The sequence below is a fragment of the Streptomyces exfoliatus genome (assembly GCF_000725545.1).
In the GTDB taxonomy this organism is placed as follows: Bacteria; Actinomycetota; Actinomycetes; order Streptomycetales; family Streptomycetaceae; genus Streptomyces; species Streptomyces exfoliatus.
In genome coordinates this window covers 75,246-101,213 of sequence record NZ_JNZP01000014.1, presented here as the reverse complement: position 1 = coordinate 101,213, position 25,968 = coordinate 75,246, and the positions used below count along the sequence as shown (strand labels likewise).

At 71.1% G+C, this 25,968-nt stretch carries 20 protein-coding genes and 1 pseudogene; 12 read left to right on the top strand and 9 right to left on the bottom strand.

Annotated elements, in window-relative coordinates:
• Positions 1–100: 100 nt before the first annotated feature.
• Positions 101–544, bottom strand: a complete 444-nt coding sequence (locus IO20_RS0117430) for an SRPBCC family protein (RefSeq protein ID WP_030551249.1) — start codon at positions 542–544, stop codon at positions 101–103.
• 149 nt (positions 545–693) lie between these two features.
• Here IO20_RS0117430 and IO20_RS0117425 point away from each other — a divergent pair, with 149 nt between their 5' ends.
• The 3 genes and pseudogenes from IO20_RS0117425 (at position 694) to IO20_RS36675 (ending at position 4,102) form a co-directional block, all read left to right on the top strand.
• Positions 694–1,725 carry an Rv2578c family radical SAM protein gene (locus tag IO20_RS0117425; protein WP_030551247.1) on the top strand — a complete coding sequence of 344 codons (1,032 nt, stop codon included), beginning with the start codon at positions 694–696 and terminating at the stop codon, positions 1,723–1,725.
• Positions 1,726–1,869: 144 nt separating this feature from the next.
• Positions 1,870–3,549 carry an alpha/beta hydrolase gene (locus IO20_RS0117420; RefSeq protein WP_030551246.1) on the top strand — a complete coding sequence of 560 codons (1,680 nt, stop codon included), beginning with the start codon at positions 1,870–1,872 and terminating at the stop codon, positions 3,547–3,549.
• 80 nt (positions 3,550–3,629) lie between these two features.
• Positions 3,630–4,102, top strand: a pseudogene (locus tag IO20_RS36675) (RidA family protein).
• Here IO20_RS36675 and IO20_RS0117410 read toward each other — a convergent pair.
• Both IO20_RS0117410 and IO20_RS0117405 read right to left on the bottom strand, forming a co-directional pair.
• Positions 4,092–7,817: a choice-of-anchor D domain-containing protein gene (locus IO20_RS0117410; protein WP_169749521.1), complete on the bottom strand. Its 3,726-nt coding sequence runs from the start codon at positions 7,815–7,817 to the stop codon at positions 4,092–4,094. The pseudogene IO20_RS36675 and the gene IO20_RS0117410 sit on opposite strands and share 11 nt — an antisense overlap.
• 118 nt (positions 7,818–7,935) lie before the next feature.
• Positions 7,936–8,559 (bottom strand): HEAT repeat domain-containing protein, encoded by a 624-nt coding sequence (locus IO20_RS0117405; protein ID WP_030551243.1) that lies wholly within the window; start codon positions 8,557–8,559, stop codon positions 7,936–7,938.
• Between the two features lie 309 nt (positions 8,560–8,868).
• Between IO20_RS0117405 and IO20_RS0117400 the strand changes: the two genes are divergently transcribed.
• The 9 genes from IO20_RS0117400 (at position 8,869) to pssA (ending at position 19,800) form a co-directional block, all read left to right on the top strand.
• Positions 8,869–10,650: a 3-hydroxyacyl-CoA dehydrogenase family protein gene (locus IO20_RS0117400; protein ID WP_030551242.1), complete on the top strand. Its 1,782-nt coding sequence runs from the start codon at positions 8,869–8,871 to the stop codon at positions 10,648–10,650.
• Positions 10,651–10,765: 115 nt separating this feature from the next.
• Positions 10,766–11,608: a TetR family transcriptional regulator gene (locus tag IO20_RS0117395; protein WP_211270388.1), complete on the top strand. Its 843-nt coding sequence runs from the start codon at positions 10,766–10,768 to the stop codon at positions 11,606–11,608.
• Between the two features lie 435 nt (positions 11,609–12,043).
• On the top strand, positions 12,044–13,381 hold the full coding sequence (ccrA, locus tag IO20_RS0117390; protein ID WP_030551240.1) for a crotonyl-CoA carboxylase/reductase: 1,338 nt from the start codon (positions 12,044–12,046) through the stop codon (positions 13,379–13,381).
• Between the two features lie 14 nt (positions 13,382–13,395).
• Positions 13,396–15,417 carry a protein meaA gene (locus tag IO20_RS0117385; protein ID WP_030551239.1) on the top strand — a complete coding sequence of 674 codons (2,022 nt, stop codon included), beginning with the start codon at positions 13,396–13,398 and terminating at the stop codon, positions 15,415–15,417.
• Entirely contained in the window at positions 15,414–16,379 is a 966-nt protein-coding gene (locus IO20_RS0117380; protein ID WP_030551238.1) for an HpcH/HpaI aldolase/citrate lyase family protein, read from the top strand. The genes IO20_RS0117385 and IO20_RS0117380 overlap by 4 nt, the downstream gene beginning before the upstream one ends.
• A 4-nt stretch (positions 16,380–16,383) precedes the next feature.
• Positions 16,384–16,908: a MaoC family dehydratase gene (locus tag IO20_RS0117375; RefSeq protein ID WP_015037485.1), complete on the top strand. Its 525-nt coding sequence runs from the start codon at positions 16,384–16,386 to the stop codon at positions 16,906–16,908.
• Between the two features lie 2 nt (positions 16,909–16,910).
• Positions 16,911–18,116: an acyl-CoA dehydrogenase family protein gene (locus tag IO20_RS0117370; protein WP_030211147.1), complete on the top strand. Its 1,206-nt coding sequence runs from the start codon at positions 16,911–16,913 to the stop codon at positions 18,114–18,116.
• A 168-nt stretch (positions 18,117–18,284) separates the two neighbouring features.
• The gene (locus IO20_RS0117365) at positions 18,285–18,941 is read left to right on the top strand and encodes a phosphatidylserine decarboxylase (protein WP_030551237.1); all 657 of its coding nucleotides are present in this window, start codon (positions 18,285–18,287) and stop codon (positions 18,939–18,941) included.
• The gene (gene pssA, locus IO20_RS0117360) at positions 18,934–19,800 is read left to right on the top strand and encodes a CDP-diacylglycerol--serine O-phosphatidyltransferase (RefSeq protein WP_030211152.1); all 867 of its coding nucleotides are present in this window, start codon (positions 18,934–18,936) and stop codon (positions 19,798–19,800) included. Before IO20_RS0117365 ends, pssA begins: the two co-directional genes overlap by 8 nt.
• A 72-nt stretch (positions 19,801–19,872) precedes the next feature.
• On the opposite strand, the gene IO20_RS42360 is transcribed toward pssA, so the two are convergent.
• The 6 genes from IO20_RS42360 to IO20_RS0117330 all read right to left on the bottom strand — a co-directional run bounded on the left by IO20_RS42360 (position 19,873) and on the right by IO20_RS0117330 (position 25,893).
• The gene (locus tag IO20_RS42360) at positions 19,873–20,877 is read right to left on the bottom strand and encodes a GNAT family N-acetyltransferase (protein WP_078946035.1); all 1,005 of its coding nucleotides are present in this window, start codon (positions 20,875–20,877) and stop codon (positions 19,873–19,875) included.
• A 98-nt stretch (positions 20,878–20,975) separates the two neighbouring features.
• Positions 20,976–22,241, bottom strand: a complete 1,266-nt coding sequence (locus IO20_RS0117350; protein WP_030551235.1) for an ABC transporter substrate-binding protein — start codon at positions 22,239–22,241, stop codon at positions 20,976–20,978.
• Positions 22,238–23,389, bottom strand: a complete 1,152-nt coding sequence (locus tag IO20_RS0117345; RefSeq protein ID WP_037635724.1) for a branched-chain amino acid ABC transporter permease — start codon at positions 23,387–23,389, stop codon at positions 22,238–22,240. Before IO20_RS0117345 ends, IO20_RS0117350 begins: the two co-directional genes overlap by 4 nt.
• Positions 23,382–24,272 (bottom strand): branched-chain amino acid ABC transporter permease, encoded by an 891-nt coding sequence (locus IO20_RS0117340; RefSeq protein ID WP_030551232.1) that lies wholly within the window; start codon positions 24,270–24,272, stop codon positions 23,382–23,384. The genes IO20_RS0117345 and IO20_RS0117340 overlap by 8 nt, the downstream gene beginning before the upstream one ends.
• Complete coding sequence (locus tag IO20_RS0117335) at positions 24,269–25,078, bottom strand: ABC transporter ATP-binding protein (protein WP_030551230.1); 810 nt, start codon at positions 25,076–25,078, stop codon at positions 24,269–24,271. The genes IO20_RS0117340 and IO20_RS0117335 overlap by 4 nt, the downstream gene beginning before the upstream one ends.
• Positions 25,075–25,893, bottom strand: coding sequence for an ABC transporter ATP-binding protein (locus IO20_RS0117330; protein WP_030551228.1), 819 nt, complete (start codon positions 25,891–25,893; stop codon positions 25,075–25,077). Before IO20_RS0117330 ends, IO20_RS0117335 begins: the two co-directional genes overlap by 4 nt.
• Between the last annotated feature and the right edge of the window lie 75 nt (positions 25,894–25,968).

Here is a 25,968-nt window from a genome sequence, read left to right as displayed (position 1 = left end):
CTCATCAGCGCGTTTACGAGAGGGCCCGCGCCCCCGTCGCGCGCGGGCGCGGGTAACGGGGGCGCGGGCGATCCACTCGAATCGGTGAACGCTCCGGGCGTTACTTCTCCACCTCGTCCGCCAGCTTGGCGAGAAGGGCGTCGTAGATGCGACCGAGGCCCTTGGGCGCGAAGGTCCGCTCGAAGAACCCTCCGACGCCGCCGGCGCCGTCCCAGACGGTGGTGACGACGGCACGGGACTTGCCCTCGCCGGCCGGGGTCACGGTCCAGGTGGTGACCATGGAGGAGTTGCGGTCCTTCTCGACGAGCTGACCGTCGGTGGGCTCGGTGACCTCCAGGAGGCAGTCGCGGACGCGCTTGCTGGTGGCCTGGAGCTTCCAGTGGACGAGGGTGCCCTCGCCGTCGCCGCCCTCACGCACCTCGTACTCGCTGAAGTGCTCGGTGAGCACCTTCGCGCGCGTGCCGCTGTAGTCGGCCAGCGCGTCGAACACCGTCTCCGCGTCCGCGGCGATGATTCGTTCCGTCGTGGCCTCGACCTGCGCCATTGACTTCCTCCAGCTCGTCATTCCTCGGGGGTGTGCGGCCTAGCGAACCACGTGGGCCCCGGGGCGCGAAATCCGGGTTGCGACGATCAAGGGAACAGTTGTTCTATTCTGGTCGAACGGTCGATGCAGAGCCACCGAGGAGACGTCCAATGCGCTGGGACAATCTGGGCGACACCCCTGCCGCTCCCGCCGACATCGCGCTGTTCGGCACGGACGCGGTCACCACCCGCACCTTCGACACCCCCGAGTTCCGGGGCATCACCTTCCACGAGGTGCGGGCCCGCTCGATCCTCAACCGGGTGCCGGGCGCCTCCCGGATGCCGTTCGAATGGACGGTCAACCCGTATCGGGGCTGCACGCACGCGTGCGTGTACTGCTTCGCCCGCAAGACCCACAGTTATCTCGACCTCGACACCGGGCTCGGCTTCGACTCCCAGATCGTCGTCAAGATCAACGCCCCGGAGGTGCTGACCCGCCAGCTCGCCTCCGCCCGCTGGCAGGGCGCGCACATCGCCATGGGCACCAACGTGGACTGCTACCAGCGGGCCGAGGGCCGGTACCGGCTGATGCCGGGCATCCTCACGGCCCTGCGGGACCGCGCGAACCCGTTCTCCATCCTCACCAAGGGCACGCTGATCCTTCGCGACCTGGAGCTCCTCGTCCAGGCGGCCCGGGTCACCGAGGTCGGCATCTCCGTCTCGGTCGGCTTCACCGACCAGGAGCTGTGGCGCACGATCGAACCCGGCACCCCCTCCCCGCAGCGCCGCCTCGACGTGGTCCGGACGCTCGGCGAGCACGGCATCGACTGCGGGGTCCTGATGGCCCCCGTGGTGCCCTTCCTCGGCGACCGGCCCGAGCAGCTGCGCGACACGGTCCGCGCGATAGCCGAGGCCGGGGCGAGCTCGGTCACCCCGCTCGTGCTGCATCTGCGGCCGGGCGCCCGCGAGTGGTTCATGCAGTGGCTGCGGCGCCACCATCCCGACCTGGTGCGACGGTACGAGCGGATGTACGCGGAGGGGGCCTACGCGCCGACCTGGTACCAGCGCCGGATCACCCGTCAGGTGCACGAGTTCGCGGCCGAGTTCGGCATCGGGCCCTCGCACCGGGGCGCCTCGCGCCGCGTACCCGTACCGGAGGAACCGGAGACGGCGGCGGCTCCGGAGCAGCTCACGCTCCTCTGACCACCACCCGTCCCACGAGGCGCGGTCCCTCGCCTCGTCCGATCATCGGACCGATCACCTGACACGCCGTCGGATCCCCCTCCGTTCGGGTCAACTCTCGGCGAAACAGGTCCCCCGGCGGCCCGTTCGGGACACAAACGCCCTATGACCCCACGCGCAGGAATGCTGATCGCCGCAGGAGCGCTGGTCGCCGGGACGGTCACCGTCCTGCCCGCCGCCCCCGCGGGCGCCGGTGAACCGGCCCCCCGACCGCTCCCCCCGCTCGCCTGGACCGGCTGCGCCGTCAAGGCCTACCCGAAGCTCCAGTGCGCCACCCTCAAGGTGCCCCTCAACCACGACGACCCGGCAGGCCGGACCGTCACCCTCGCCCTGAGCCGGGTCCCGCACACCGCGAAGACCTTCCAGGGACCGCTGCTCGTGAACCCGGGCGGGCCCGGCGGCAGCGGGCGGACCATGGCCGGGTACGTGGCGGCCTCGCTGCCCCCGGAGGTGGCCGCCCAGTACGACGTCATCGGCTTCGACCCGCGCGGGGTCGGCAGGAGCGAGCCCGCCCTCGACTGCAAGCCCGGCCACTTCGCGCCGGTCCGCCCCGACTCGGTGCCGCGCGGCGCCGAGGGCGAGCGGGCCGCGGTCGAGCGGGCGCAGGACTTCGCCGAGGCCTGCGGCGAGAAGTACGCGGACGTGCTGCCGTTCATCGACACCGTGAGCACCGCGCGCGACCTGGACCTCATCCGCCGCGCGCTCGGCGCCCCGAAGATCAACTACCTCGGCTACTCGTACGGGACCTACCTGGGCGCCGTCTACGCGCGGCTCCACCCGGACCGCGTGCGGCGCATGGCGCTCGACTCCGTCGTCAACCCGCACGGCGTCTGGTACGAGGACAACATCGCGCAGGACTACGCCTTCGACACCCGCCACAAGGACTTCATGGCCTGGGTGGCCCGCCAGGACGCCGTGTACAAGCTGGGTACCGACCCGGCGGCGGTCGAAGCGGCCTGGTACCGGATGCGCGACGCGCTGCGCGCGGCCCCGGCCGGCGGGAAGGTCGGCCCGGGCGAGCTGGAGGACACCTTCCTGCCCGGCGGGTACTACAACGGCTACTGGCCCCGCCTCGCGACCGCCTTCTCCGCGTACGTCAACGACGCCGACGCGGTGCCGCTGACGGAGGCGTACGAGCGGTACGGGGAGGCCGACGCCGCGGCGGACAACGGCTACTCGGTCTACACGAGCGTGCAGTGCCGGGACGCGGGCTGGCCCCGGGACTGGAACGTCTGGCGCAAGGACAGTTGGGACGTGCACGCGAAGGCGCCCTTCTCCACCTGGAACAACGCCTGGTACAACGCGCCGTGCGCGTTCTGGCCGGTGGACTCGCTGACCCCGCCGGACGTCAGCAACGACCAGGTGCCGCCGGTCCTGATCCTCCAGGCGACGGACGACGCGGCGACGCCGTACGAGGGCGGGGTCGCCCTGCACCGGCTGATGCGCGGCTCCAGCCTGGTCGTCGAGGAGGGCGGCGGGAACCACGGGGTGACGCTCGGCGGGAACGAGTGCCTCGACGAGCACCTGGCCACCTATCTGGCGACGGGCAAGGTCCCGCGCGCCGCGGGCGACGCCGACGTGGACGCGGTCTGCGCCGCGCTCCCGGAGCCCGAGCCGGAGCCGCTCACGCCGCCGGCCGGCAAGCAGACCAAGGGGAAGACGGCCGCCCGGTCCCTCCCGCCGGGGAAGGCGAACGTCGCCCCGGCACGGGCGGAGACCGCCGGACCCGTCCGGACGGAGTCCGTCGGCGGCGTCCTGCACGGGCTTCTCGGCCACGTGCGCTGACATCGCCGTAGCCCCACCGACAGTGCCCGCGCCCCTTGGGGACGCGGGCACTGTCAGTGGCGTGCGCGAGGATGTCCGGCATGACGAGCCACCTCACCCACCTCCCCGCACCCGACGGCATCGCCGCCAGCCCCCAGTACAGCCACGTCGTGTGGGGGGGACGGGCCGCTTCGTCGCGATATCCGGCCAGTGCGCGTTCGACGCCTCCGGCGCGGTGGTCGGGGAGGGCGACCCGGTGGCGCAGGCCCGGCAGGTCTTCGCGAACCTGGCCCGCTGCCTCGACGCGGCGGGCGCCGGCTTCGAGGACGTGGTCAAGCTGACCTACTTCGTCACGGACGTGGCCCACCTCCCCGCGGTACGGGACGCGCGGGACGCCCACTTCGCGGGGACGCCGCTGCCGGCGAGCTCGGCGGTGCAGGTGTCGGCGCTGGTCCGCCCGGAACTCCTCATCGAGATCGAGGCCTTCGCGCTGGTCCCGGACGACGCCTCCTGGACGGGCCCGGCGGTCGGAACGGATCGGGCGGTCGGAACGGGCCGGGTGGTCAGTAAGTGATCTTGACGCCGCGGACGGTGTGCTGATCCGTCCTGCCTCCCGTGGCGCCGCTGAATCCGATCAGCACGTTCTTCGGCAGGGTGACCACGGCGTCGATGACCTGCTTGCCGTCGACGGCGACGAGCAGGTGCCCGGCGGCCGTCACGCTCACGTCGATGACATGCGTACCGGTGCGCAGGGCGGGGACGGCGGTGGAGGTGGCGGCGTACCGGAGCCGGTCCGCCGTCCCCCCGGTGGCGACGCCGACGAAGTTGGCCGAGGGATCCGGTGTGTTGCGGGAGGTGTCCAGGGTGACGGCGATGCCCGGCAGGCCCGAGTAGCCGAGGCCCCCGCCGGCCGCCCCGAGCGAGGTGGGGGTGGCCTTCGTCGCGTCGAGCAGGAGGAAGGCCATGCCGTCGGCGCCGGTGCCGCCGCCGATGGCGGCGGTGAACCTCGCCTTCAGGCGGGCCGCCGGGACGACGGTCGACTGGACGGCCGAGCCCTTGAGGTACGCGGCGGGCTTCGTGAGCACCAGGCCGGTGCCGGACATCGCGGCGGAGCCGTTGTAGGTCCAGCCGTTGGGGCCCGGTGGCGGCACCGCGTAGGTGGCCGCGCTGATGACCGCGTCGCGGACCGTGTGGAGGTCGGTGAGACCGCCGTTGCCGCCGGTGAAGGCGAGGAGGGCCGTCGGGCTCAGCGAGGGCACCGAGGTGCTGAGCAGCCGGAAGCCGTCCATGGACACCGTGATCGTCTGGCCCGTGACGGAGACGGACACGGAGTGCGGGCCGGCGCGCAGCCCGGGTACGGCGGTGGTGGTGGCCGCGTAGGTGAGGGCGGAGCCGGTGGCCGCGGTCGCGATGCCGACGAAGTTGGCGGACGGATCGCCGGGGTTGCGGTACGTGTCGAAGGTGATCGCCACACCCGACGTGCCCGCCCAGCCGAGGCCTCCGCCGGTCGCGCCGAGCGCGCTCGGCGTGGACCGGGCCGGGTCGAGCAGGCTGAGGGTGAGTCCGTCCGCGCCGGTGCCGCCGCCGATGACGGTCGTGAAGGCGGCCTTCAGGCCGTCGGTGACCACGGGGACGGGGAAGACCGCCGAGCCCGCCGTGCTCCTGGCCGTCCGGGTGAGCTGGAGGTCGTCGCCGGAGAGCTGCGCCGCTCCGTTGAGCTTCCAGCCGCCCTCGCCGGGGGGCGGCACGGTGACTCTGCCGGGCGCGGTCCCGGTGCCGGTGAGCGTCTCGTTCTGCGGTCCCCGGCCGTCGTCGGAGGTGAACTGGTAGGTGCCGGTGACGGCACCGAGGGCGGTCGGGGAGAAGGTGACGGCCTGGTACAGCACGTCGTCGGGGCCGATGACCTGCCCCTCGCTCAGCGGACTCGTCACCTGGAACGGGGCCGCGGGCGCCTTCGCCTTGGTGATGGTGAGCGGGATGTTGCCCGTGTTGCTGATGGCGAACGTCTTGGTGACCGACTTCCCGACGGCGACGTTGCCGAAGCCGGTGGTGGTCGGGGTGATCGTCAGCCGCGCCGAGCCGGTCACCCCCGCCCCCGTGAGGGGCACGGTCGCCGTGCCGTGCTGCCCGGTGACCGACAGCGTCCCTGTGTGGTCGCCCGGGGCCGTCGGGGTGTACGTCACCTGGACGGTGACCGACTGCTGGGGTTCGACGACGGTGCCGTCGGCGGACAGACCGGTGGCGCTGAAGGGGGTGGCGGGCGCACTGGCGGCCGCGATCGTCTCGGCCTCGGTCCCGGTGTTGGTGAAGGTCACGCCCAGGGTCCTGGACGTACCCGTCGCGACCGTGCCGAAGGCGAGCCCGAGCGGGGTGGGGGTGAGTCCTGGCCGGGTGCCGTAGCCGCCGAGGCCGAAGCCGAGCGCGCCGGCGTCGGTGGTGAAGGTCAGCACGGAGTGGTCCGCTCCGGGCGTGGTCGGCGAGAACGACACCGGCACGGAGTAGCTGTCCCCCGGGCGCATGGTCCGCGGCAGTCCGGTGGGCGCGGCGGAGAAGGCGCTGCCCGACGGCGTGCTCACCGCCGAGATCGTCAGGTCCTGAGTGGCCGTCACCGTCGCCGTGGCCTGGCCGGTTCCGCCCACGGGCACCTTGCCGAAGTCCACCGCGCTGCCGGTGAGCGCCGTGGTGGAGGGGCGTCCGAAGGCGAGGACGTGACCGTCCCGGGTGCCGACGTAGACGCGTCCGCCGTCGGTGGCCGGTGTCGCGAACTTCGACGCGATGCCGATCGGGGCGGAGAAGCGCAGGTTCAGGATGCCCTTCACCGGTACGGCGTCGTACGCTCGGAGCTGGCCGTTCGCGCCGTTGGCGCCGTCCGAGGAGATCGCCCAGACGAGGGCGGAGCCGGGCGTGGTGCCGGTGGAGGTCACGACGGGCGAGCCCGAGGTGTAGCCGAAGGTCCCCGTGCTGGTGCCGGTGTTGGTCAGGGACGGCTTGCCCGCCCCGGTGACTCCGTACGCGAAGGCCCGCAGGGGACCTCGGCTGCCGATCGTGTAAACGTGGCCGCCTTCCCCGCCGTAGGCCGCCGGGTGCCCCCAGACGCCCTCGTACGGCCCGAAGGTGCCGAGCACCGCGTCCGTACCGCCGGGTCCCTGGCTGCGCCCGCCGAGGTTGTCGCGGTCGAGGAGGAAGAGACGGCCGTCCTTGCCGATCTGGACCATCAGCCTGGGGTTCTGCGGGGTGCCGAAGAACGGTCCCGGCAGGGCCACCGGCGCGCCCGAGCCGAGGTCGGTGTCGTTCGTGTCGAGGGCCGGGGCGTTGCTCGGGGCGAAGAAGTCCTGGGCGGACATCGAGCCGTCGCTGTTGACGCCCAGCCGGACCACCGACTGGGCCAGCTGACCCGGCGGCCTCGAACCGGGGCCGGGCGCCGGCGAGATGCCGTTGCCCGTGGTGACGAAGATGCGGCCGGGTCCGTCGGAGACCGGGGCGCCGCCGCTCATCCAGATGCCCGCCATGCCGTTGGCGGAGGAGTCCTCGGCGGCCCAGAGGCTGGTTCTGCGGGTCGCGGTGTCGACCCGCAGGACGTAGCCGACGTACGGGCCGACGTCGCAGTGGGAGGCGAACGCCGCGTAGACCGCGCCGCCCATGAGGAGCAGGCCGGGGCGCTGGCCGGCGGTGAAGGCGTTGAACGAACGCCCCGGGTCGTTGACGGGGGCGCCCTGCACCTTCACGGGCCAGCCGCTGCGCTCGACGCCGGTGGCCGCGTCCAGGGCGTGGACGTACCAGTTGGGGTGCTTGTCGTCGACGCCGTCGTCGGTCTTGGAGGTGAGGTAGACGGTCCGGGTGGCCGGGTCGTGCACCGGGGTGGCGGTCACGCCGATGTCGGGGACCAGGTCACCGCAGCCGATCGCCGAGGCCGGCCACGGCGCGCCCAGGCTCCTCGTCCAGTTGATCTTCCCGGTGGCGGAGTCGAGGCCGTACACCTTGTTGCGTTCGGTGGCCGCGATGACGGTGTCGCCGACGACCAGCGGCTGGGCGTAGACCTGGCCGTCCACGGCGGTGGAGAACTGCCGGCCGAAGTCCGCGCTGGACACCTCGGCGGGGGCGAGCTTCGGCTCGTCGGGGTCCCAGCCGGTACGGAGCGTGTCCTCGGAGATCGTCGTGACGTCGGTCCGGGCGGCGGGCGGCGCTGCCGCCACGGGCGAGGGATACGCGGCTCCCGCCCCGAGCAGCAGACAACCCGTCAGCAGGGCTGCGAGCCGGGCGCGTCCTCGTCGACGGCGGGTGCCGGGCATCTCCACCAACCTCGGTCCGTGTGTGCGCGAGGGCGGAGACCGACCGGTACCGCCGGCGCTCATCCTTGGCGGAAGACGCTCGCCCGGCGATGATCCCGGGCTGGACGCCCGGCGTTGTTCACCCCGATGGGCGGGCTGCCGGGGCGCCCGACGGGAGGCGGCCGAGCGCCGCCGCGGCCGCGGAGCCGAGGCGGGGGTGGGGAAGCGCGGCTTCGAGGGCGGGCCGGGCGCGGGCGTCGCCGAGCGTGCCGAGGCCCTCGACGCAGGCGAGGCCGACCCGCCAGTGGGGGTCGTCGGCGGGGAGGCGCCGTTCGAGGACGGTGATCAGGGCCGCGACGGACTCGGGGGCGCGCAGCTCGGCGAGCAGCCGGACCGGCAGCAGGGCGTAGGCGATCCGGAGTTCGTTGGTGGCGAGGGCGGCGGCGGCGCGGGCGGTGCGCGGGTCGCCGAGCCGGGTCAGGGCGTGGGCGGCGGTGACGCAGCGCTCGGGGTCGCGGTGGTTGAGGAGGAGCACGAGCGCCTCGAAGGCGCGCGGGTCGCCCGCGAGCCCGAGCTTGAAGGCGGCGATCTCACGCGCCCAGAGCGGCTGCCCCGGTGCGGTGAGGACCTGGTGGAGTTCCTCCGGGTCTGTGGTTCCGGTGAGTTCTCCGAATGCCGCGGGGACTTCTCCGTCGCCATTCCCGATCTCGTCCCGCAATCGATCGATCATCGAGCAGAATTCGGGATCCTCGGCGATTTCCATGAATCGGAGCCTATCCGCGATCCAGATCACACTTTCTCAACTTCCGAGGACTGGCGCGCTCGTTACCGGCCGGTTAGTCTCAGGTGAGCGGGCCACCCCCCGCCTTCCTCACAGCAGCCTGGTGACGCAGCTGTTGTGATTGTTTCGTCGGTTCGGCAGTTCAGATGTGACTCCGGGACAGAGTCCATCGCCCCCTTTTCCAGGGCATCGCCCCTTCTCGCAGGGCATCACCCTCGTTCTTTCCCGCGACCTTTCTCCCTCGCGCGCGCACTGCCCTCAGTCGTCACTCTTCCTCTCAGGAGTCCCCTGATGGACACCCCTCTCTCCACCATCGCCGTCGTCGGTCTCGGCACCATGGGCACCGGCATCGCCGACGTCCTCGTCCGCGCCGGCCGCGAGGTCATCGGCATCGACATCAGCGACACCGCGGCGGCCCAGGCCGTCGCCGCCCTGGAGGCCTCGACCGCCCGTGCGGTGGCCCGTGAGCGGATCACCGAGGAGGAGCGGCAGGACGTCCTGGCCCGCTTCCGTACCTTCTCCGACCTCCACGCGGCCGCCGATGCGGACCTCGTGATCGAGGTCGTGCCCGAGTCCTACGAGGCGAAGCAGGAGGTCTTCCGGGCCCTCGACGGCATCGTCCGGCCGGGGACCATCCTGGCCACCGGCACCAACGCGCTCTCCGTCACCCGGCTCGCCGCCGACTCGGCGCACCCCGAGCGGGTCCTCGGTCTGCACTTCTTCACCCCGGTCCAGGCGATGAAGCTGGTCGAGGTGGTCTCCTCCGTGCTGACCGACCCGCGAGCGGTCGACGCCGTCACCCGGTTGGCCCAAGACCTCGGCAAGGAGCCGGTGGCGGTCGGCGACAAGGCCGGTTTCATCGCCGACGGACTCCTCTTCGGCTACCTGAACCAGGCCGCCGCCATGTACGAGGCCAAGTACGCCTCCCGCGAGGACATCGACGCGGCGATGCGGCTCGGCTGCGGGCTTCCGATGGGCCCGCTCGCGCTGCTCGACCTGATCGGCGTCGACACGGCCCGTACGGTCCTGGAGGCCATGTACGCCGACTCGCACGACCGGCTGCACGCCCCGGCCCCGATCCTCAAGCAGCTCAGCGAGGCCGGTCTGACCGGCCGCAAGTCGGGCCGCGGCTTCTACACCTACGAGGCGCCGGGCTCCGGCGAGGTGGTGCGGGACGCGCTGACCCCGCTCAGCTCCGCCGACGCGACCGGTGGCCGTGAGGTGCGCTCGGTCGGTGTCGCCGGCTCGGGCACCATGGCCTCCGGCATCGCCGAGGTCTTCGCCAAGGCCGGGTACGAGGTCGTCCTCGCCGCCCGCTCCCAGGAGAAGGCGGACACGGCCAAGGCCCGCATCGCCAAGTCGCTGGCCCGTTCCGTCGAGAAGGGCCGGATGACGGGCGAGGCCCGCGACACGACGCTGGCCCTGATCACCGCGGCGGGCACGCTCGACGCCTTCGCCGAGGTCGACCTTGCCGTCGAGGCGGTCGCCGAGGACCTGGAGATCAAGCAGGAGCTGTTCGCCCGGCTCGACAAGATCTGCAAGCCGGGCGCGGTGCTCGCCACCACGACCTCCTCGCTGCCGGTCGTGGCCTGCGCCCGTGCGACCTCGCGTCCGCAGGACGTGATCGGGATGCACTTCTTCAACCCGGCGCCGGCGATGAAGCTGGTCGAGATCGTCCGTACGGTCCTGACCGGCGACGACGTCCACGCGACCGTCCGCGAGGTCACCGCGAAGATCCGCAAGCACCCGGTGGACTGTGGCGACCGGGCCGGTTTCATCGTGAACGCGCTGCTCTTCCCGTACCTGAACAACGCGATCAAGATGGTGCAGGACCACTACGCCACCCTGGACGACATCGACGCGGCGATGAAGCTGGGCGGCGGCTACCCGATGGGCCCGTTCGAGCTGCTCGACGTGGTCGGTCTGGACGTCTCGCTCGCGATCGAGCAGGTGCTGCACCGCGAGTTCCGCGACCCCGGTCTCGCGCCCGCACCGCTCCTCGAGCACCTCGTGGCCGCCGGCTGCCTGGGCCGGAAGACGGGGCGCGGCTTCCGCGAATATGCCCGACGCTGAGCCCGGAGCGGCCGGCTGGGGCGGTCTGCTGAGGACCCGGGGCACCGTCGGTGCCCCGGGGGGCTCCCCGCCCCCACCTGGGCACACTGTCCCTCCGATGCAGTACGTTCGGACCATGCCCAAGGCCGCGAAGACACCCCGTGCCACCTCCCCGTCCGACGCTCCGGAGAGCGCGGCGGGCACCCGCGCCGCCGCCCAGCGGCTGAAGATGCGCCGGGAGCTGGCCACGGCCGCGATGGAGCTCTTCGCGACCAAGGGGTACGAGGCCACGACGGTCGACGAGATCGCGGCGACGGCCGGGGTCGCGCGGCGCACCTTCTTCCGCCACTTCCGCTCCAAGGAAGAGGCGATCTTCCCCGATCACGACGACACGCTCGTGCGTGCGGAGGCGGTGCTCAACGCGGCCCCGCCGCACGAGCACCCGCTGGACACGGTGTGCCGGGGCATCAAGGAAGTCATGAAGATGTACGCGGGCTCCCCCGCGGTCTCCGTGGAGCGCTACCGGCTCACCCGCGAGGTGCCGACCCTGCGGGAGCGGGAGATCGCGTCCGTGGCCCGCTACGAGCGCCTGTTCACCCGCTATCTCCTCGGGCACTTCGACGAGCGCGACCACCACGACGGCAACGACGACCCGCTGCTGGCGGAGGTGGCCGCCTCCGCGGTGGTCACGGCCCACAACCACGTGCTGCGCCGCTGGCTGCGGGCGGGCGGTCAGGGTGACGTGGAGGCCCAGCTGGACCACGCCTTCGCGATCGTCCGGGACACCTTCGGTTCGGGCATAGGCGCCCGGCCGGCCGCGTCGACGCAGCAGCCGGCCGGCTCGTCCGCCGGCGTGACCGTCGCCGCGCCCGCCGCCGTCGCCTCCACGGAGGGGGACGTGGTGGTCGCCGTGGCCCGTACGGACGCACCTCTGGACGAGGTCATGCGCACGATCCAGCAGGCCCTGCGCAAGAACTGACCCCCTGCTTCACCGAAGGCCGCCCCTCCCCGGGGCGGCCTTCGTCCGTTTCCTCCCCCCGTTCGATCGATCATCGCTCAGATGTGACGGGCAGATTGCATATGAGTGAAATTGTTGGCACGCAGTGCCTTGTCACGTGACACGGCGTGCCATACGTTGATGTTGTCCGGGCGGTCGGCGCGCAGAGTTCTCCTCGTGCGCCGGCTGTCCCCACAAGCGATCGTGATTGTGCGCCCGGACGCCTGCGTCACAGGCACCCCTCGCGTTCGGCTTTGCTTCCTCAGCGCCTTTGTCACGAGCGAAGGCGGAACGAAGCGGAGCCAGGCGCCGCCACCGCTCCACCCGCCGAACCGACGGCACACCTCCACAGCAGCACTCCAAGACGTAACCCTCAGCGCGTCCGCCCCAGGACGCCGCACCGCCGGAGGCAACCCCGTGAAGGACATCCTGGACGCGATCCAGTCGCCGGAATCCTCGTCCGCCGACTTCGCGAACATCTCGCTCCCCGAGTCGTACCGGGCCGTCACCGTCCACAAGGACGAGACGGAGATGTTCGCCGGGCTCGCCAGCCGCGACAAGGACCCGCGCAAGTCGCTGCACCTCGACGACGTGCCGCTGCCCGAGCTCGGCCCGGGCGAGGCCCTCGTCGCCGTCATGGCCAGCTCCGTGAACTACAACTCGGTCTGGACCTCGATCTTCGAGCCGGTGTCGACCTTCGGCTTCCTGGAGCGCTACGGCCGGCTCAGCGACCTCAGCAAGCGCCACGACCTGCCGTACCACATCATCGGTTCCGACCTCGCGGGCGTCGTGCTGCGCACCGGCCCCGGCGTGAACTCGTGGAAGCCCGGCGACGAGGTCGTCGCGCACTGCCTCTCGGTCGAGCTGGAGTCCTCCGACGGCCACAACGACACGATGCTCGACCCCGAGCAGCGCATCTGGGGCTTCGAGACCAACTTCGGCGGCCTGGCCGAGATCGCGCTCGTCAAGTCGAACCAGCTGATGCCGAAGCCCGGCCACCTGAGCTGGGAGGAGGCGGCCTCCCCCGGTCTCGTCAACTCCACCGCGTACCGCCAGCTGGTCTCCCGCAACGGCGCCGGCATGAAGCAGGGCGACAACGTCCTCATCTGGGGCGCGAGCGGCGGCCTCGGCTCGTACGCCACCCAGTTCGCGCTGGCCGGCGGCGCCAACCCGATCTGTGTCGTCTCCTCCCCCGAGAAGGCCGACATCTGCCGGGCGATGGGTGCCGACGCGGTCATCGACCGCAACGCCGAGGGCTACAAGTTCTGGAAGGACGAGCACACCCAGGACCCGAAGGAGTGGAAGCGCTTCGGCTCGAAGATCCGTGAGCTGACCGGCGGCGAGGACATCGACATCGTCTTCGAGCACCCGGGCCGCGAGACCTTCGGCGCCTCCGTGTACGTCACCCGCAAGGGCGGCACGATCACCACCTGCGCCTCGACCTCGGGCTACATGCACGAGTACGACAACCGCTACCTGTGGATGTCGCTCAAGCGGATCATCGGCTCGCACTTCGCCAACTACCGCGAGGCGTGGGAGGCCAACCGCCTCATCGCCAAGGGCAAGATCCACCCGACCCTGTCGAAGGTCTACTCCCTGGAGGAGACCGGCCAGGCGGCCTACGACGTCCACCGCAACCTGCACCAGGGCAAGGTCGGCGTCCTCGCCCTCGCGCCCCAGGAGGGCCTGGGCGTGCGGGACCCGGAGATGCGCGAGAAGCACATCGACGCCATCAACCGCTTCCGCAACATCTGAGCCCGGGACCATAGATGACTGAGCGCCAGAAGGACCGGCCGTGGCTCATGCGGACGTACGCCGGTCACTCGACCGCCGAGGCGTCCAACGAGCTGTACCGGCGCAACCTCGCCAAGGGTCAGACCGGCCTCTCGGTCGCGTTCGACCTGCCGACGCAGACCGGGTACGACCCCGACCACATCCTCGCCCGCGGCGAGGTCGGCCGGGTCGGTGTCCCCGTCTCGCACCTCGGTGACATGCGCCGGCTGTTCCAGGACATCCCCCTGGAGCAGATGAACACCTCGATGACCATCAACGCCACCGCCATGTGGCTGCTGGCGCTCTACCAGGTGACCGCCGAGGAGCAGGGTGCGGACGTCACCCGGCTCCAGGGCACCACCCAGAACGACATCGTGAAGGAGTACCTGTCGCGCGGGACGCACGTCTTCCCGCCCGGCCCGTCGCTCCGCCTCACGACGGACATGATCACCTACACGGTGAACAACATCCCGAAGTGGAACCCGATCAACATCTGCAGTTACCACCTGCAGGAGGCGGGGGCCACTCCGGTCCAGGAGATCTCGTACGCGATGTCCACCGCCATCGCGGTGCTCGACGCGGTACGGGACTCCGGGCAGGTCCCGGCGGACCGTTTCGGCGAGGTCGTCGCCCGTATCTCCTTCTTCGTGAACGCGGGCGTCCGCTTCATCGAGGAGATGTGCAAGATGCGCGCCTTCGGCCGCATCTGGGACAAGATCACCCGCGAGCGGTACGGCATCGAGAACGAGAAGCAGCGCCGGTTCCGCTACGGCGTGCAGGTCAACTCGCTCGGTCTGACCGAGGCCCAGCCGGAGAACAACGTCCAGCGGATCGTCCTGGAGATGCTGGCCGTGACCCTCTCCAAGGACGCCCGCGCCCGTGCCGTGCAGCTGCCCGCCTGGAACGAGGCGCTGGGCCTGCCCCGGCCCTGGGACCAGCAGTGGTCGCTCCGCATCCAGCAGGTCCTGGCCCACGAGTCGGACCTCCTGGAGTACGAGGACATCTTCGAGGGCTCGCACGTCATCGAGGCCAAGGTCGGCTCGCTCGTCGAGGAGTGCCTGGCCGAGATCGGGCGCATCCAGGAGATGGGCGGCGCGATGGCCGCCGTCGAGTCCGGCTACCTCAAGTCGCAGCTCGTCTCCTCGCACGCCGAGCGGCGCGCCCGGATCGAGGCCGGTGACGAGAAGATCATCGGCGTCAACATCTTCCAGGGCACCGAGGAGAACCCCCTCACCGCCGACCTCGACACCGCGATCATGACGGTGGACCCGGCGAACGAGGCGCGGGTGGTCGCGGCCCTCCACGAGTGGCGCGACAACCGCGACGAGACCCGCGCCCAGGAATCCCTGGCGAAGCTGAAGGCGACGGCTGCCGGCGACGGCAACCTCTTCGCCGCCACCCTGGAGTGCGCGCGTGCGGGCGTCACGACCGGGGAGTGGTCCTGGGCGCTGCGGGACGTCTTCGGCGAGTTCCGCGCCCCCACGGGCGTGTCCTCCGCCCCGGTCGCCGTGACGGCCGAGGCGGGCACCCCGCTGGCTCTCGTACGGGAGAAGGTGGCGCGGACCGCCGAGGAGCTCGGCTGCGGGCGGCTGCGGCTGCTCGTCGGCAAGCCGGGCCTGGACGGACACTCCAACGGGGCCGAGCAGATCGCCGTACGCGCGCGTGACGCCGGTTTCGAGGTGGTCTACCAGGGCATCCGGCTGACCCCCGAGCAGATCGTGAACGCGGCCCTCGCCGAGGACGTGCACTGCGTCGGTCTCTCGATCCTCTCCGGCTCGCACGCCGAGCTGGTGCCGGACGTCCTGGAGCGCCTCCGCGAGGCGGGCGCCACCGACGTTCCCGTCATCGTCGGCGGGATCATCCCGAACGCCGACGCCGCAGAACTGAAGCGGGCGGGTGTCGCCGCCGTCTTCACACCGAAGGACTTCGGCATCACGGAGATCATCGGCCGTATCGTCGACGAGATCCGGACAGCAAACAAGCTCAGCCCCCTTGAAAGTACGGAGGTCCTCGCATGACCAGCCCCGTGAACCGGCTCCGCCCCCGCCGCTCCTGCCTGGCGGTCCCCGGCTCCAACCCGCGCTTCCTGGAGAAGGCCCAGGGCCTCGCCGCCGACCAGGTCTTCCTGGACCTGGAGGACGCGTGCGCCCCGCTGGCCAAGCCCGAGGCCCGCCACACCATCGTGAAGTTCCTCAACGAGGGCGACTGGACCGGCAAGACCCGTGTGGTCCGCGTCAACGACTGGACGACCCACTGGACCTACCGTGACGTCGTCACGGTCGTCGAGGGCGCCGGCCAGAACCTCGACTGCATCATGCTGCCGAAGGTCCAGGACGCCCAGCAGATCGTCGCGCTCGACCTGCTCCTGACGCAGATCGAGAAGACGATGGGCTTCGAGGTCGGCAAGATCGGCATCGAGGCGCAGATCGAGAACGCCCAGGGCCTCAACAACGTCAACGCGATCGCGCAGGCCTCCCCGCGCGTCGAGACGATCATCTTCGGCCCGGCCGACTTCATGGCCTCCATCAACATGAAGTCCCTGGTCGTCGGCGAGCAGCCGCCCGGCTACGGCGCCGACGCGTACCACTACATCCTGATGGCGATCCTGATGGCCGCCCGCGCCAACAACCTCCAGGCGATCGACGGCCCGTACCTCCAGATCCGCAACCCCGAGGGCTACAAGGCGGTCGCCCAGCGCGCCGCGGCCCTGGGCTTCGACGGCAAGTGGGTGCTGCACCCGGACCAGGTCGCCGCCGCGAACGAGATCTTCTCGCCGTCGCAGGAGGACTTCGACCACGCCGAGCTGATCCTCGACGCGTACGACTACTACACGTCCGAGGCCGGCGGGAAGAAGGGCTCCGCGATGCTCGGCGACGAGATGATCGACGAGGCCTCCCGCAAGATGGCCCTGGTCATCTCGGGCAAGGGCCGCGCCGCGGGAATGCAGCGCACCAGCAAGTTCGAGATCCCGGAGGCGTAGGACCATGCAGTTCGGCCGTACCTACGAAGAGTTCGAAGTCGGTGCCGTCTACAAGCACTGGCCCGGAAAGACGGTCACCGAGTACGACGACCACCTCTTCTGTCTGCTGACGATGAACCACCATCCGCTGCACATGGATGTGAACTACGCCGAGAACACGACGGACTTCGGCAAGAACGTCGTCGTCGGCAACTACATCTACTCGCTGCTGCTCGGCATGTCCGTGCCGGACGTCTCCGGCAAGGCCATCGCCAACCTGGAGATCGAGTCGCTGCGGCACGTGGCGCCGACCTTCCACGGCGACACGATCTACGGCGAGACGACGGTCCTCGACAAGACCCCGTCGAAGTCGAAGAACGACCGCGGCATCGTCTACGTCGAGACCAAGGGCTACAAGCAGGACGGCACCCTCGTGTGCGTCTTCCGCCGCAAGGTGATGGTCCCCACCGAGACGTACATCAAGGAGCGCGGCGGCGAGCAGCCCGGCCGCCCCACGCTGATCGAGCCCGCCAAGAAGACGGAGAAGTAGCCATGGCCCGACTCGCCCAGACCGCCGGGCTCACGGACGTCCAGCAGGAGATCCTCAAGACCGTCCGGGAGTTCGTCGACAAGGAGATCATCCCGGTCGCGACCGAGCTGGAGCACCGTGACGAGTACCCCCAGCAGATCGTCGACGGGCTGAAGGAACTCGGTCTCTTCGGCCTGATGATCCCCGAGGAGTACGGCGGCCTGGGTGAGTCGCTGCTCACCTACGCGCTGTGCGTGGAGGAGATCGCCCGTGGCTGGATGTCGGTCTCCGGCATCATCAACACCCACTTCATCGTGGCGTACATGCTGAAGCAGCACGGCACCCAGGAGCAGAAGGACTACTTCCTTCCGCGGATGGCGGCCGGCGAGACGCGTGGCGCGTTCTCGATGTCGGAGCCGGGTCTCGGCTCGGACGTGTCGGCCATCACCTCGAAGGCGGTGAAGGACGGCGAGGAGTACGTCCTCAACGGCCAGAAGATGTGGCTGACGAACGGCGGAACGTCGTCGCTGGTCGCCGTTCTCGTCCGGAGTGACGAAGGACACCCGGAGGGCACGGCCCCCCACAAGTCGATGACGACCTTCCTCGTCGAGAAGGAGCCCGGCTTCGGAGAGGTCCGCCCCGGCCTCACCATCCCCGGGAAGATCGACAAGATGGGTTACAAGGGCGTCGACACCACCGAGCTCATCATGGACGGACTGCGCATTCCGGCCAATCGGGTCCTCGGCGGCACCACCGGCCGAGGGTTTTACCAAATGATGGACGGCGTGGAGGTCGGCCGCGTCAACGTGGCGGCGCGTGGCTGCGGCGTCGCTCAGCGTGCCTTCGAACTGGGTGTCTCGTATGCCCAGCAGCGTCACACTTTCGGCAAGGCGATCGCCGAGCACCAGGCGATTCAGTTCAAGCTGGCCGAGATGGCTACCAAGGTCGAGGCCGCTCATGCCATGATGGTGAACGCAGCACGCAAAAAGGACTCCGGGGAACGAAACGACCTCGAAGCAGGGATGGCGAAGTACCTCGCCTCCGAATACTGCAAGGAGGTCGTCGAGGACGCGTTCCGCATTCACGGCGGCTACGGGTTCTCGAAGGAGTACGAGATCGAGCGTCTCTACCGCGAGGCGCCGATGCTGCTCATCGGTGAAGGTACCGCCGAGATCCAGAAAATGATCATTGGTCGTCGGCTGCTCGAGGAGTACCGATTCCAGGGTTGATTGTCGGATTTGGGTCGATACGGCCGCGAAGAAGATCACACCCTGTGTTCGTCTTCCGGCCGTCGACTCGGTTCCTGGCTTACCCAGTTGCGCCCCGCAACCGATAGCATCGCGGGAAAGCCGCCGTCCCCGTTGCCAGTGCGGCATCATCCGCTACGAAGGTCATCCATGCCCCACAGCCAAACCTCTGCACACCGCGACAGCCTCTCCGGCGTACGCCTCGCGCGCGGAGCATCGCCGTGGCTTCTGCCGACCGTCGCCACCGCGGCGCTCAGCCTCGTGCGCGCGCGCAAGTCGAGGCGGGCCGCGGCCATCGCCGTGCCGACCACCGCTCTCGCGGCCGGCATGCTGTGGTTCTTCCGCGACCCCGAGCGCGAGATCGCTCAGGGCCGGGTCATCTCCCCCGCCGACGGTGTGGTGCAGAGCATCATGCCGTGGAAGGACGGACGCACCCGGGTCGCCATCTTCATGAGCCCGCTGAACGTCCACGTCAACCGCGCGCCGCTGGCCGGCACGGTGACGTCCGTGGAGCACATCCCCGGCGGGTTCGTCCCGGCGTTCAACAAGGAGAGCGAGAACAACGAGCGCGTTGTCTGGCACTTCGACACCGAGCTCGGCGACATCGAGATGATCCAGATCGCGGGCGCCGTCGCCCGGCGCATCGTGCCGTACATCCCGCAGGGGACGAAGGTCGAGCAGGGTGACCGGATCGGTCTCATCCGCTTCGGTTCGCGCGTCGACATCTACCTCCCCGAGGGTGTCGAAGTCGACGTCGAGGTCGGCCAGGTCACCACAGCGGGGGTGACTCGCATTGACCGTGATTGATCCCGACACACGGGCCGCCGACTGGGTCGCCGGCACCGATCCTGAAGCGGCCGACGAGGCCGAGGAGATGCCGTTGTCGCTGAGGCTGTCCATAGCGGACGCCCTCACGCTCGGTAACGCCACATGTGGATTCATGGCGGTGTACTTCACCACCACCGGCATCCTCATCCCGCACCTCACCGGCAGCACCGAGACCGGCATGGCGCGCAACAGCGCCGCCACCGCCGTGATCCTGATGCTGGCCGCGGCGATCTTCGACCTCTTCGACGGCATCGTGGCGCGCAAGCTGCGCTCGTCGCCGATGGGCGCCGAGCTCGACAACCTCTCGGACCTGATCAGCTTCGGTCTGGCCCCGGCCTACTTCGTACTCGTGTACGGGATGGTCACGCCCGGCGCGCAGCAGAAGGTCTCGGCGGTGGCCGCGATCGTGGTGCTGCTCGCGGTGGTGCTGAGGCTGGCGAGATTCTCCTGCGTGACCATGAAGGACGGCATGTTCCAGGGCATGCCGAGCCCCTTCGGCGCGCTGACGGTCGTCTCGATCGTGCTCCTGGAGCTGCCGTTCATCCCGACGCTGCTCGCGATCATCGGGGTGGCCTGGCTGATGGTGAGCCGGGTCGAGTACCCCAAGCCGCGGGGCATCCTCGCGGTGGCGATGCTCAGCTGGATCGTCGGTGCGATGGGCATGCTGGCGGCCTGGGCGTTCGACGCCCCGGGCGGCGCGTTCCTGCTCCAGGCCGGCTGCGCGCTGCAGGTGGTGATGGGCGCCGTGATCCCCCTCTTCGCGACGGCCCGCCGGGTGAACACCTTCCGCGGCAACCGGCGTGAGAGCCGGGAGGCGCGGGCGGCACAGCTGCCGTAGCGGATTCCGCGGTACGAAAGGGCCCGGGAGGCGATATCGCCTCCCGGGCCCTTTCGCGTGCGTCGGCAGGACCTATCCGAGGCGCTTGTAGTACAGCGTGGTGGGGCGCAGGGTGCCGCCCGGGTCGGCGGCGAAGTCCGGGATCGTCCCGGCGGCCGTCCAGCCCGCCGCCCGGTAGAGGCGCTCGGCGGGGCTGTCGGTCTGCGTGTCCAGGACGAGCAGGGTGAGACCGGTGGCGGCGGCGTGCGCCTCTACCGTGGCGAGCAGCCGGCGGCCCAGGCCCCGGCCGCGGGCCGAGCGGTGCACGAGGAGCCGGGCGATCTCGCCGCGGTGGCGGCCGTTGGCGGTGCCGGTACGGGTGAGGGTGACGACGCCGGCCAGGCCGCCGTCCGGGGCGCGGGCCGCCCAGACGTCCCGTACGCCCGCCGCGGCCTCCTCGGCGACGCCCGACCACCAGGCGGCCCCCTCGGCGGCGTCCAGGGGCGCGAGGAAGCCGACGGAGGCGCCACTGTCCACGGCGTCCACGAGGAGCGCGGCGAGACCGGCCTCGGCGTGGGCCCGTACGGCGTCGGGGGTGAGGCGCTCGATCACGTCGAGCGGCTTCTCCAGGCAGACCAGGTCCGGCCGCTCGTCCCACGAGTCGACGGCCTCGAAGCCGAGAGCGCGGTAGAGGGCCAGCGGCTCCGCCCGCCAGGACCAGACCGTGAGGCGGGCGGCGGGCGCGCCCGAGGTGGCGGCGCGGCGCAGGGCCTCGGTCATGAGGGCCCTGGCGAGGCCCTTGCGGCGGGTGTGGGGCTCGACCCAGAGCCGCTTGATCTCCGGCGCGCCGCCCTCCCCTGCCGCCTTGAGGACGACGCAGCCCGAGGGGTCCTCGTCACCGGGTGCGGTGACGAGGAGGACGGTGTCGGCGGCGAAGGCCGTCGCCGGGTCCTCGGCCTCGCCGCGGTATACGGCCGGAAGGTCGGCGACCGCCCCCACCGCCACGCCCTTCTCGGCCTGGTTGGCCAGGTGGTAGGCGGCGAGGAGGGCGGGGAGCCGCGGGTGGGAGCGGTTCTCCTCGATACGTGCATAGGTCATGGATCAGAGCTTCACATTCCGATGTTTCGGCGAGGTGAAGCCGACGCCCCGCGTCCCGCGGACCCCTCGCGGAGGTCCCGGGCGCGGGGCGTCACCGCTCAGGGGGTGTAGGACTTCGCCGCGTCCGAGACGAAGGGCGGGCGGACCGTGCGCATGCCGCCGGGGACGGACTTGTCCGGCTGGATGATGACCGACTCGCGGGACGACGGGGCCTTGGGGTCGCCGAGGTCGTGACTCATGCCGAAGCCGGCGTCGTGGGCCGTCATGGTGAGCAGCGCCTTGCCGACGCCCTCGCGGGTGAGGTCCTTCTCCGCGCAGGCCTTCTTCAGGGCCTCGCCGAAGACGCTCGCCGCGGTCCAGCCGGCGACGATGCCGTTGTCGAGGGTGTCGCTCGGGTAGGCGGCCTTGTAGTCGGCGACCAACTTCTTCGCGGTCGGGGTGTCCGCGCCGATGGGGAGGCTCGGGGAGGCGAACCAGTACATCTTCTCCAGGGCGGGACCGGCCTGGGTGCCGAGGAGCTGCGGGGCGAAGGCCGAGTTGTTGCCGACCACCGGCACCTTGAGGCCGGTGGCGGCGGCGACGCCGACGAGGGAGGCCGCCTGGCGCGGGCCCGCGCTGATGACGATGGCCTTGACCCCGGCCTTCTTGAGGGCCGCGACCTGCGCCGACATGTCGTTGTCGGTGGGCTTGATCTTCTGCTCGACGACGGTCAGACCGGCCGCCTCCGCCGCGTGCTTGGAGCCCTTGAGCGCGTTCTCCCCGTAGTCGCCCTCGAAGTAGACGTGGCCGAGCTTGTCGCCGGACTTCAGGCCCTTCTCCTTCACCAGGAAGTCGACGGCGTTGATCGTCTCGACGTCGTACGTGGCACCCAGGACGCGGATGTACGGGGAGCCGAGCAGCGAGGCCGACCAGGCCTGCGGCAGGACGAGTCCCTTGTCCTTGCCGTCGACCAGGGGCTTGACGGCGGCGACGAACGGGGAGCCGATGAACTGGGCGTAGCCGACGACCTTCGGCTCCAGCTCGGTGTAGGCGGCGAGCGCCTTCTGCGGGTCGTAGCCGTGGTCGCGGACCGTGAGCTCCAGCTGTCGGCCGCAGATGCCGCCGGCGGCGTTGACCTGCTTCACGTACAGCTGCTGGGCCTGGGTGACGCTCTTGCCGAGGGTCGCGTACACGCCGGTCATGTCGGTGAGCGCGCCGAGCGAGATCGCCTTGTCGGTGACGCCCTCGCCGGTCTTCACCCCGCCCGCGTCGGTCTGCTTGCCGTCGCCGGTCTTGGCCTTGGAGCTGCATCCGGCGGCGGTGAGGGCGACCAGTGCGGCGAGCGCGGCGGCCAGGCCCCGCGCGGCCTGTCGTCTGTGGGTCATCGTGGCTCCCCTGAGGGTTCGGTGGAAGAGGTGTCGGGCGGAGTGGGGGTGGTGGACGGGGGCGTGTCGGGTGTGGGGTTCTTGGGCCTGCCGGGCCTTCGGGCCGCGAGCCGGGCCAGGCCTCCGGGCAGGAACAGCACCACCGCGACGACGGCGGCGCCGTACAGGTAGCGGGATGCCTCGCCCGGTGCGATGCCGCCCGTTCCCGGGGCGGAGACCAGCGGGAGCGCCTCGCTGTACCGGTTGAGGAACTGCGGCAGGAGGGAGACGAAGACGCCTCCGGCCACGGCTCCGGCGACCGAGCCGAGACCGCCGATGACGATCATGGCCAGGTATTCGAGGGACAGCGCCATGCCGAAGTACTCGGGCACCGTGCGCTGGAAGACCAGGGCGAGCAGGACGCCCGCGAGGCCGGCGTACATGGAGGACAGGACGAAGACGGCGGCGCGGTAGCGGGCCACCGGGATGCCCATCACGCCCGCGGCGATCCGGTGGTCCCGGATGGCGTTCATCGCCCGCCCGGGACGGCCCCTGAGCACACCGCGGGCGAAGACGACCCCGGCGAGGAGCAGCACGAGCCCGAGGTACCAGAGCTTCTCGACCGCGCCGAAGGGCACCTGGGCGACGAGGAGTTCGGTGTCGTCGAAGGTGAGGCCGAAGAGGCTGAGCGGCGGGACGGCTCGGCCGTTGTAGCCGCCGGTGAGGTCGTGGGCGTTGAAGAGCACGTGCTGTCCGATGAAGATCAGCGCGAGGGTGGCGATACCGAGGTACGCGCCGCGCAGCCGGCCCGCGATGGGGCTGAACACCCCGCCGGCCAGGCCCGAGAGGGCGACCGCGAGCACCGCCGCGAGCCAGCCGGGCAGGCCGAGTCCGGCGAGCCCGTCGGTGCCGTCGCCGGCGAAGAGGCAGTAGCCGTAGGCCCCGACGGCGAGGAAGAAGGCGTGTCCCATGGAGAGCTGTCCGGTGGCGCCGGTCAGCAGGTTGATGCCGATGGCGCCGATGGCGGCGGCCATCGCGAACAGGCCCGCCTGGAGCCAGAAGCGGTCCAGGTAGAACGGGAGGACGACGAGGACGAGGGCGGCGGCGGCCCACCCGTACACCGCGGGGGTACGGACCCGCAGGCCGCTCCGGGCGAGGGTCTCAGACACGGGCCAGCTCCTTCGTGCCGAAGAGTCCGGCCGGGCGGATCAGGAGCACCGCGACCATGACGAGATAGGGGGCCAGGTCGCCGATGCCCCGGCCGAGGAACGCCAGGTCGCTCTGGTAGCCGGTGGCGAGGGATTCGGTGACGCCGACGAGGAGGCCGCCGACGAGGGCGCCCGTGGTGGAGTCGAGGCCGCCGAGGATGGCCGCGGGGAACGCCTTGAGGGCGGCGAGCGAGGTGGCCCGTTCGAGTCCCGGTGTCGGGAAGACGGTGAGGAAGAGCGCGGCGACGGCGGCGAGACCGCCGGCGACCGCCCAGGCGCCGAGCGAGACCCGGCCGAGCCGGATGCCCATGAGGGCGGCGGTCTCCTGGTTCTCGGCGGCGGCCCGCATGGCGACGCCCCAGGACGTGTACCGGAAGGCCACCAGGAAGGCGGTGATGAGGAGGGCCGCGGCGAGCAGGGCGGCGATCCGGGTCTCCGCGATGGTCACCGGGCCCACGGTGACGACGGCGTCGCCCCACGGGTCGCCGAGGGCGAGGATGTCGGTGCCGATCCGGCGGGTCAGCTCGGTGGCGAGCAGGATGTCGACGCCGATGGTGACGATGGCGAGGACGCTGTGGTCGCCGCCCCGGTGGCGGCGCATGACGAAGAACTCGACGGCCGCGCCGACCACCGCGGCGCCCGCGATGCCGGCGAGCAGTGCGGGCCAGAAGCCGATCTCGTCGTGCAGCACGGCGGTGACGTAGCCGCCCGCCAGGAGGAGGGAGGCGTGGGCGAAGTTGACGACCTCGGTGGCGCGGAAGATGACCACGAAGCCGAGGGCGATGAGGGCGTAGATCGAGCCCAGTGAGATGCCGTTGATCAGGAACTCGGCGAACGTGCTCACGCGGCGGACTCCTCTCCGAGGTAGGCGCGGACGACCGCCGGGTCGTTCTGGACGTCGGCGGGAACCCCGTCGGCGATCCGGCGGCCGAAGTCGAGGACGGTGACGGAGTCGGCGAGCCGCATCACCAGGCCCATGTCGTGCTCGACGAGCAGGACCGAGATGCCGAGGCTGTCGCGGACACCCGCGATGACGGCGGCGGTACGGACCCGCTCGTCGGCGGTCATTCCGGCGACGGGCTCGTCGAGCAGCAGCAGTTTCGGCTCCATGCAGAGGGCGCGGGCGAGTTCGGCGAGCTTCTGCTGTCCGTAAGGGAGGGAGCCCGCCGGCTGCGCGAGCTGCTTCTCCAGACCGACGAAGGCGGCGATCTCCCGGACCCTGGCGCGGTGACGCGCCTCCTCACGGGCGGCGGACGGGAGCCTGAGTCCCGCGGCGACGAAGCCGGTACGGGTCAGCCGGTGGCGGCCGAGCATCAGGCTGTCCTCGACGCTGGCGCGCGGCGGCAGGGCCAGGTTCTGGAAGATCCGGCCGACGCCGAGGTCCGCGATCCGGTGCGGGGGCAGCGCCGTCAGCTCGTGCGGGCCGAACCGGACGGAGCCCTCGGTGGCCCGGTAGACACCCGAGAGCACGTTGAAGCAGGTGGACTTGCCGGCGCCGTTGGGCCCGATGAGGGCGTGCACGGTGCCGGGCCGGACGGTGAACCCGACGCCGTCGAGGGCGGTGAGTCCCGCGAAGCGGACGGTCAGGCCCTCGACGACGAGAGCCGGGACGCCGGGGACGGCCGCGGTGGTGGCCGGTGTGTCGGTCATCGGGTCTCCTCCCAGCGGGACAGGACCGGGTGGGTGGCGCGGGCGCGGGCCGCGTCGGCGGCGGCGTCCTCGTCGACCACGCCCAGATAGCGGCGGCGGACCTCGTCGGAGGCGGCGAGTTCGTCGGCGGGACCGGACAGGGTGACCTCGCCGACCTCCAGGACGTATGCCCGGGAGGCGAGCCGCAGCGCGAGCGCGGCGTTCTGCTCGACGAGGAGCACCGCCGTGCCCTGGGAGTTGATCTCCCGGATCGCGTCCGCGATCCGGGCGGCCATCAGCGGGGCCAGGCCGAGGGACGGCTCGTCCAGGAGCAGCAGGCCCGGCGCGGCCATCAGTGCCCGGCCGACGGCCAGCATCTGCTGTTCGCCGCCGGAGAGCAGCCCGGCCTGCTGGCGTGCGCGGTCCGCGAGGACCGGGAACAGCTCGTGGACGCGGCGGAGTGCGGCGGCCTTCGACGCCCGGCCGCCGCGCCTGCCGAGCGCGCCGGCGCGCAGGTTGTCCTCGACCGTCATCCGGGCGAAGACCTGGCGGCCCTCGGGCACCTGGGAGACGCCGGCCGCGACGACCCGGTCCGGCGGCAGTCCGTCGAGCGGTCGGCCGTCGCGGCTCACCGTGCCGGCCACCACGGCGCCGCCGTGGAACCGCAGGGTGCGCGAGACCGCCCTCAGCAGCGTCGATTTACCGGCCCCGTTGCCGCCCAGGACGGTGACGACGGCGCCCGCCGGTACGGTCAGCGACACCTTCCGCAGCGCGCGTACCGGTCCGTATCCCGCCGTCAGGTCCGTCACCTGGAGAGCGGGTGCGGTACCTCCCATGGTTCCCCTTTCCCCGGCCGTACGTGTTACTCGGCCGTTCAGTGGCGCTCACCCCAACACCGCTCAGGACCGCGC

Coding starts and splice junctions, on each gene's coding strand:
- IO20_RS0117330 (WP_030551228.1), bottom strand. CDS start 25,893: ATGGGAGGTACCGCACCCGCTCTCCAGGTGACGGACCTGACGGCGGGA.
- IO20_RS0117335 (WP_030551230.1), bottom strand. CDS start 25,078: ATGACCGACACACCGGCCACCACCGCGGCCGTCCCCGGCGTCCCGGCT.
- IO20_RS42360 (WP_078946035.1), bottom strand. CDS start 20,877: ATGACCTATGCACGTATCGAGGAGAACCGCTCCCACCCGCGGCTCCCC.
- IO20_RS0117400 (WP_030551242.1), top strand. CDS start 8,869: ATGGACACCCCTCTCTCCACCATCGCCGTCGTCGGTCTCGGCACCATG.
- IO20_RS0117385 (WP_030551239.1), top strand. CDS start 13,396: ATGACTGAGCGCCAGAAGGACCGGCCGTGGCTCATGCGGACGTACGCC.
- IO20_RS0117405 (WP_030551243.1), bottom strand. CDS start 8,559: ATGGAAATCGCCGAGGATCCCGAATTCTGCTCGATGATCGATCGATTG.
- IO20_RS0117410 (WP_169749521.1), bottom strand. CDS start 7,817: ATGCCCGGCACCCGCCGTCGACGAGGACGCGCCCGGCTCGCAGCCCTG.
- IO20_RS0117395 (WP_211270388.1), top strand. CDS start 10,766: ATGCCCAAGGCCGCGAAGACACCCCGTGCCACCTCCCCGTCCGACGCT.
- IO20_RS0117375 (WP_015037485.1), top strand. CDS start 16,384: ATGCAGTTCGGCCGTACCTACGAAGAGTTCGAAGTCGGTGCCGTCTAC.
- IO20_RS0117425 (WP_030551247.1), top strand. CDS start 694: ATGCGCTGGGACAATCTGGGCGACACCCCTGCCGCTCCCGCCGACATC.
- IO20_RS0117370 (WP_030211147.1), top strand. CDS start 16,911: ATGGCCCGACTCGCCCAGACCGCCGGGCTCACGGACGTCCAGCAGGAG.
- IO20_RS0117430 (WP_030551249.1), bottom strand. CDS start 544: ATGGCGCAGGTCGAGGCCACGACGGAACGAATCATCGCCGCGGACGCG.
- IO20_RS0117420 (WP_030551246.1), top strand. CDS start 1,870: ATGACCCCACGCGCAGGAATGCTGATCGCCGCAGGAGCGCTGGTCGCC.
- IO20_RS0117380 (WP_030551238.1), top strand. CDS start 15,414: ATGACCAGCCCCGTGAACCGGCTCCGCCCCCGCCGCTCCTGCCTGGCG.
- IO20_RS0117365 (WP_030551237.1), top strand. CDS start 18,285: ATGCCCCACAGCCAAACCTCTGCACACCGCGACAGCCTCTCCGGCGTA.
- IO20_RS0117350 (WP_030551235.1), bottom strand. CDS start 22,241: ATGACCCACAGACGACAGGCCGCGCGGGGCCTGGCCGCCGCGCTCGCC.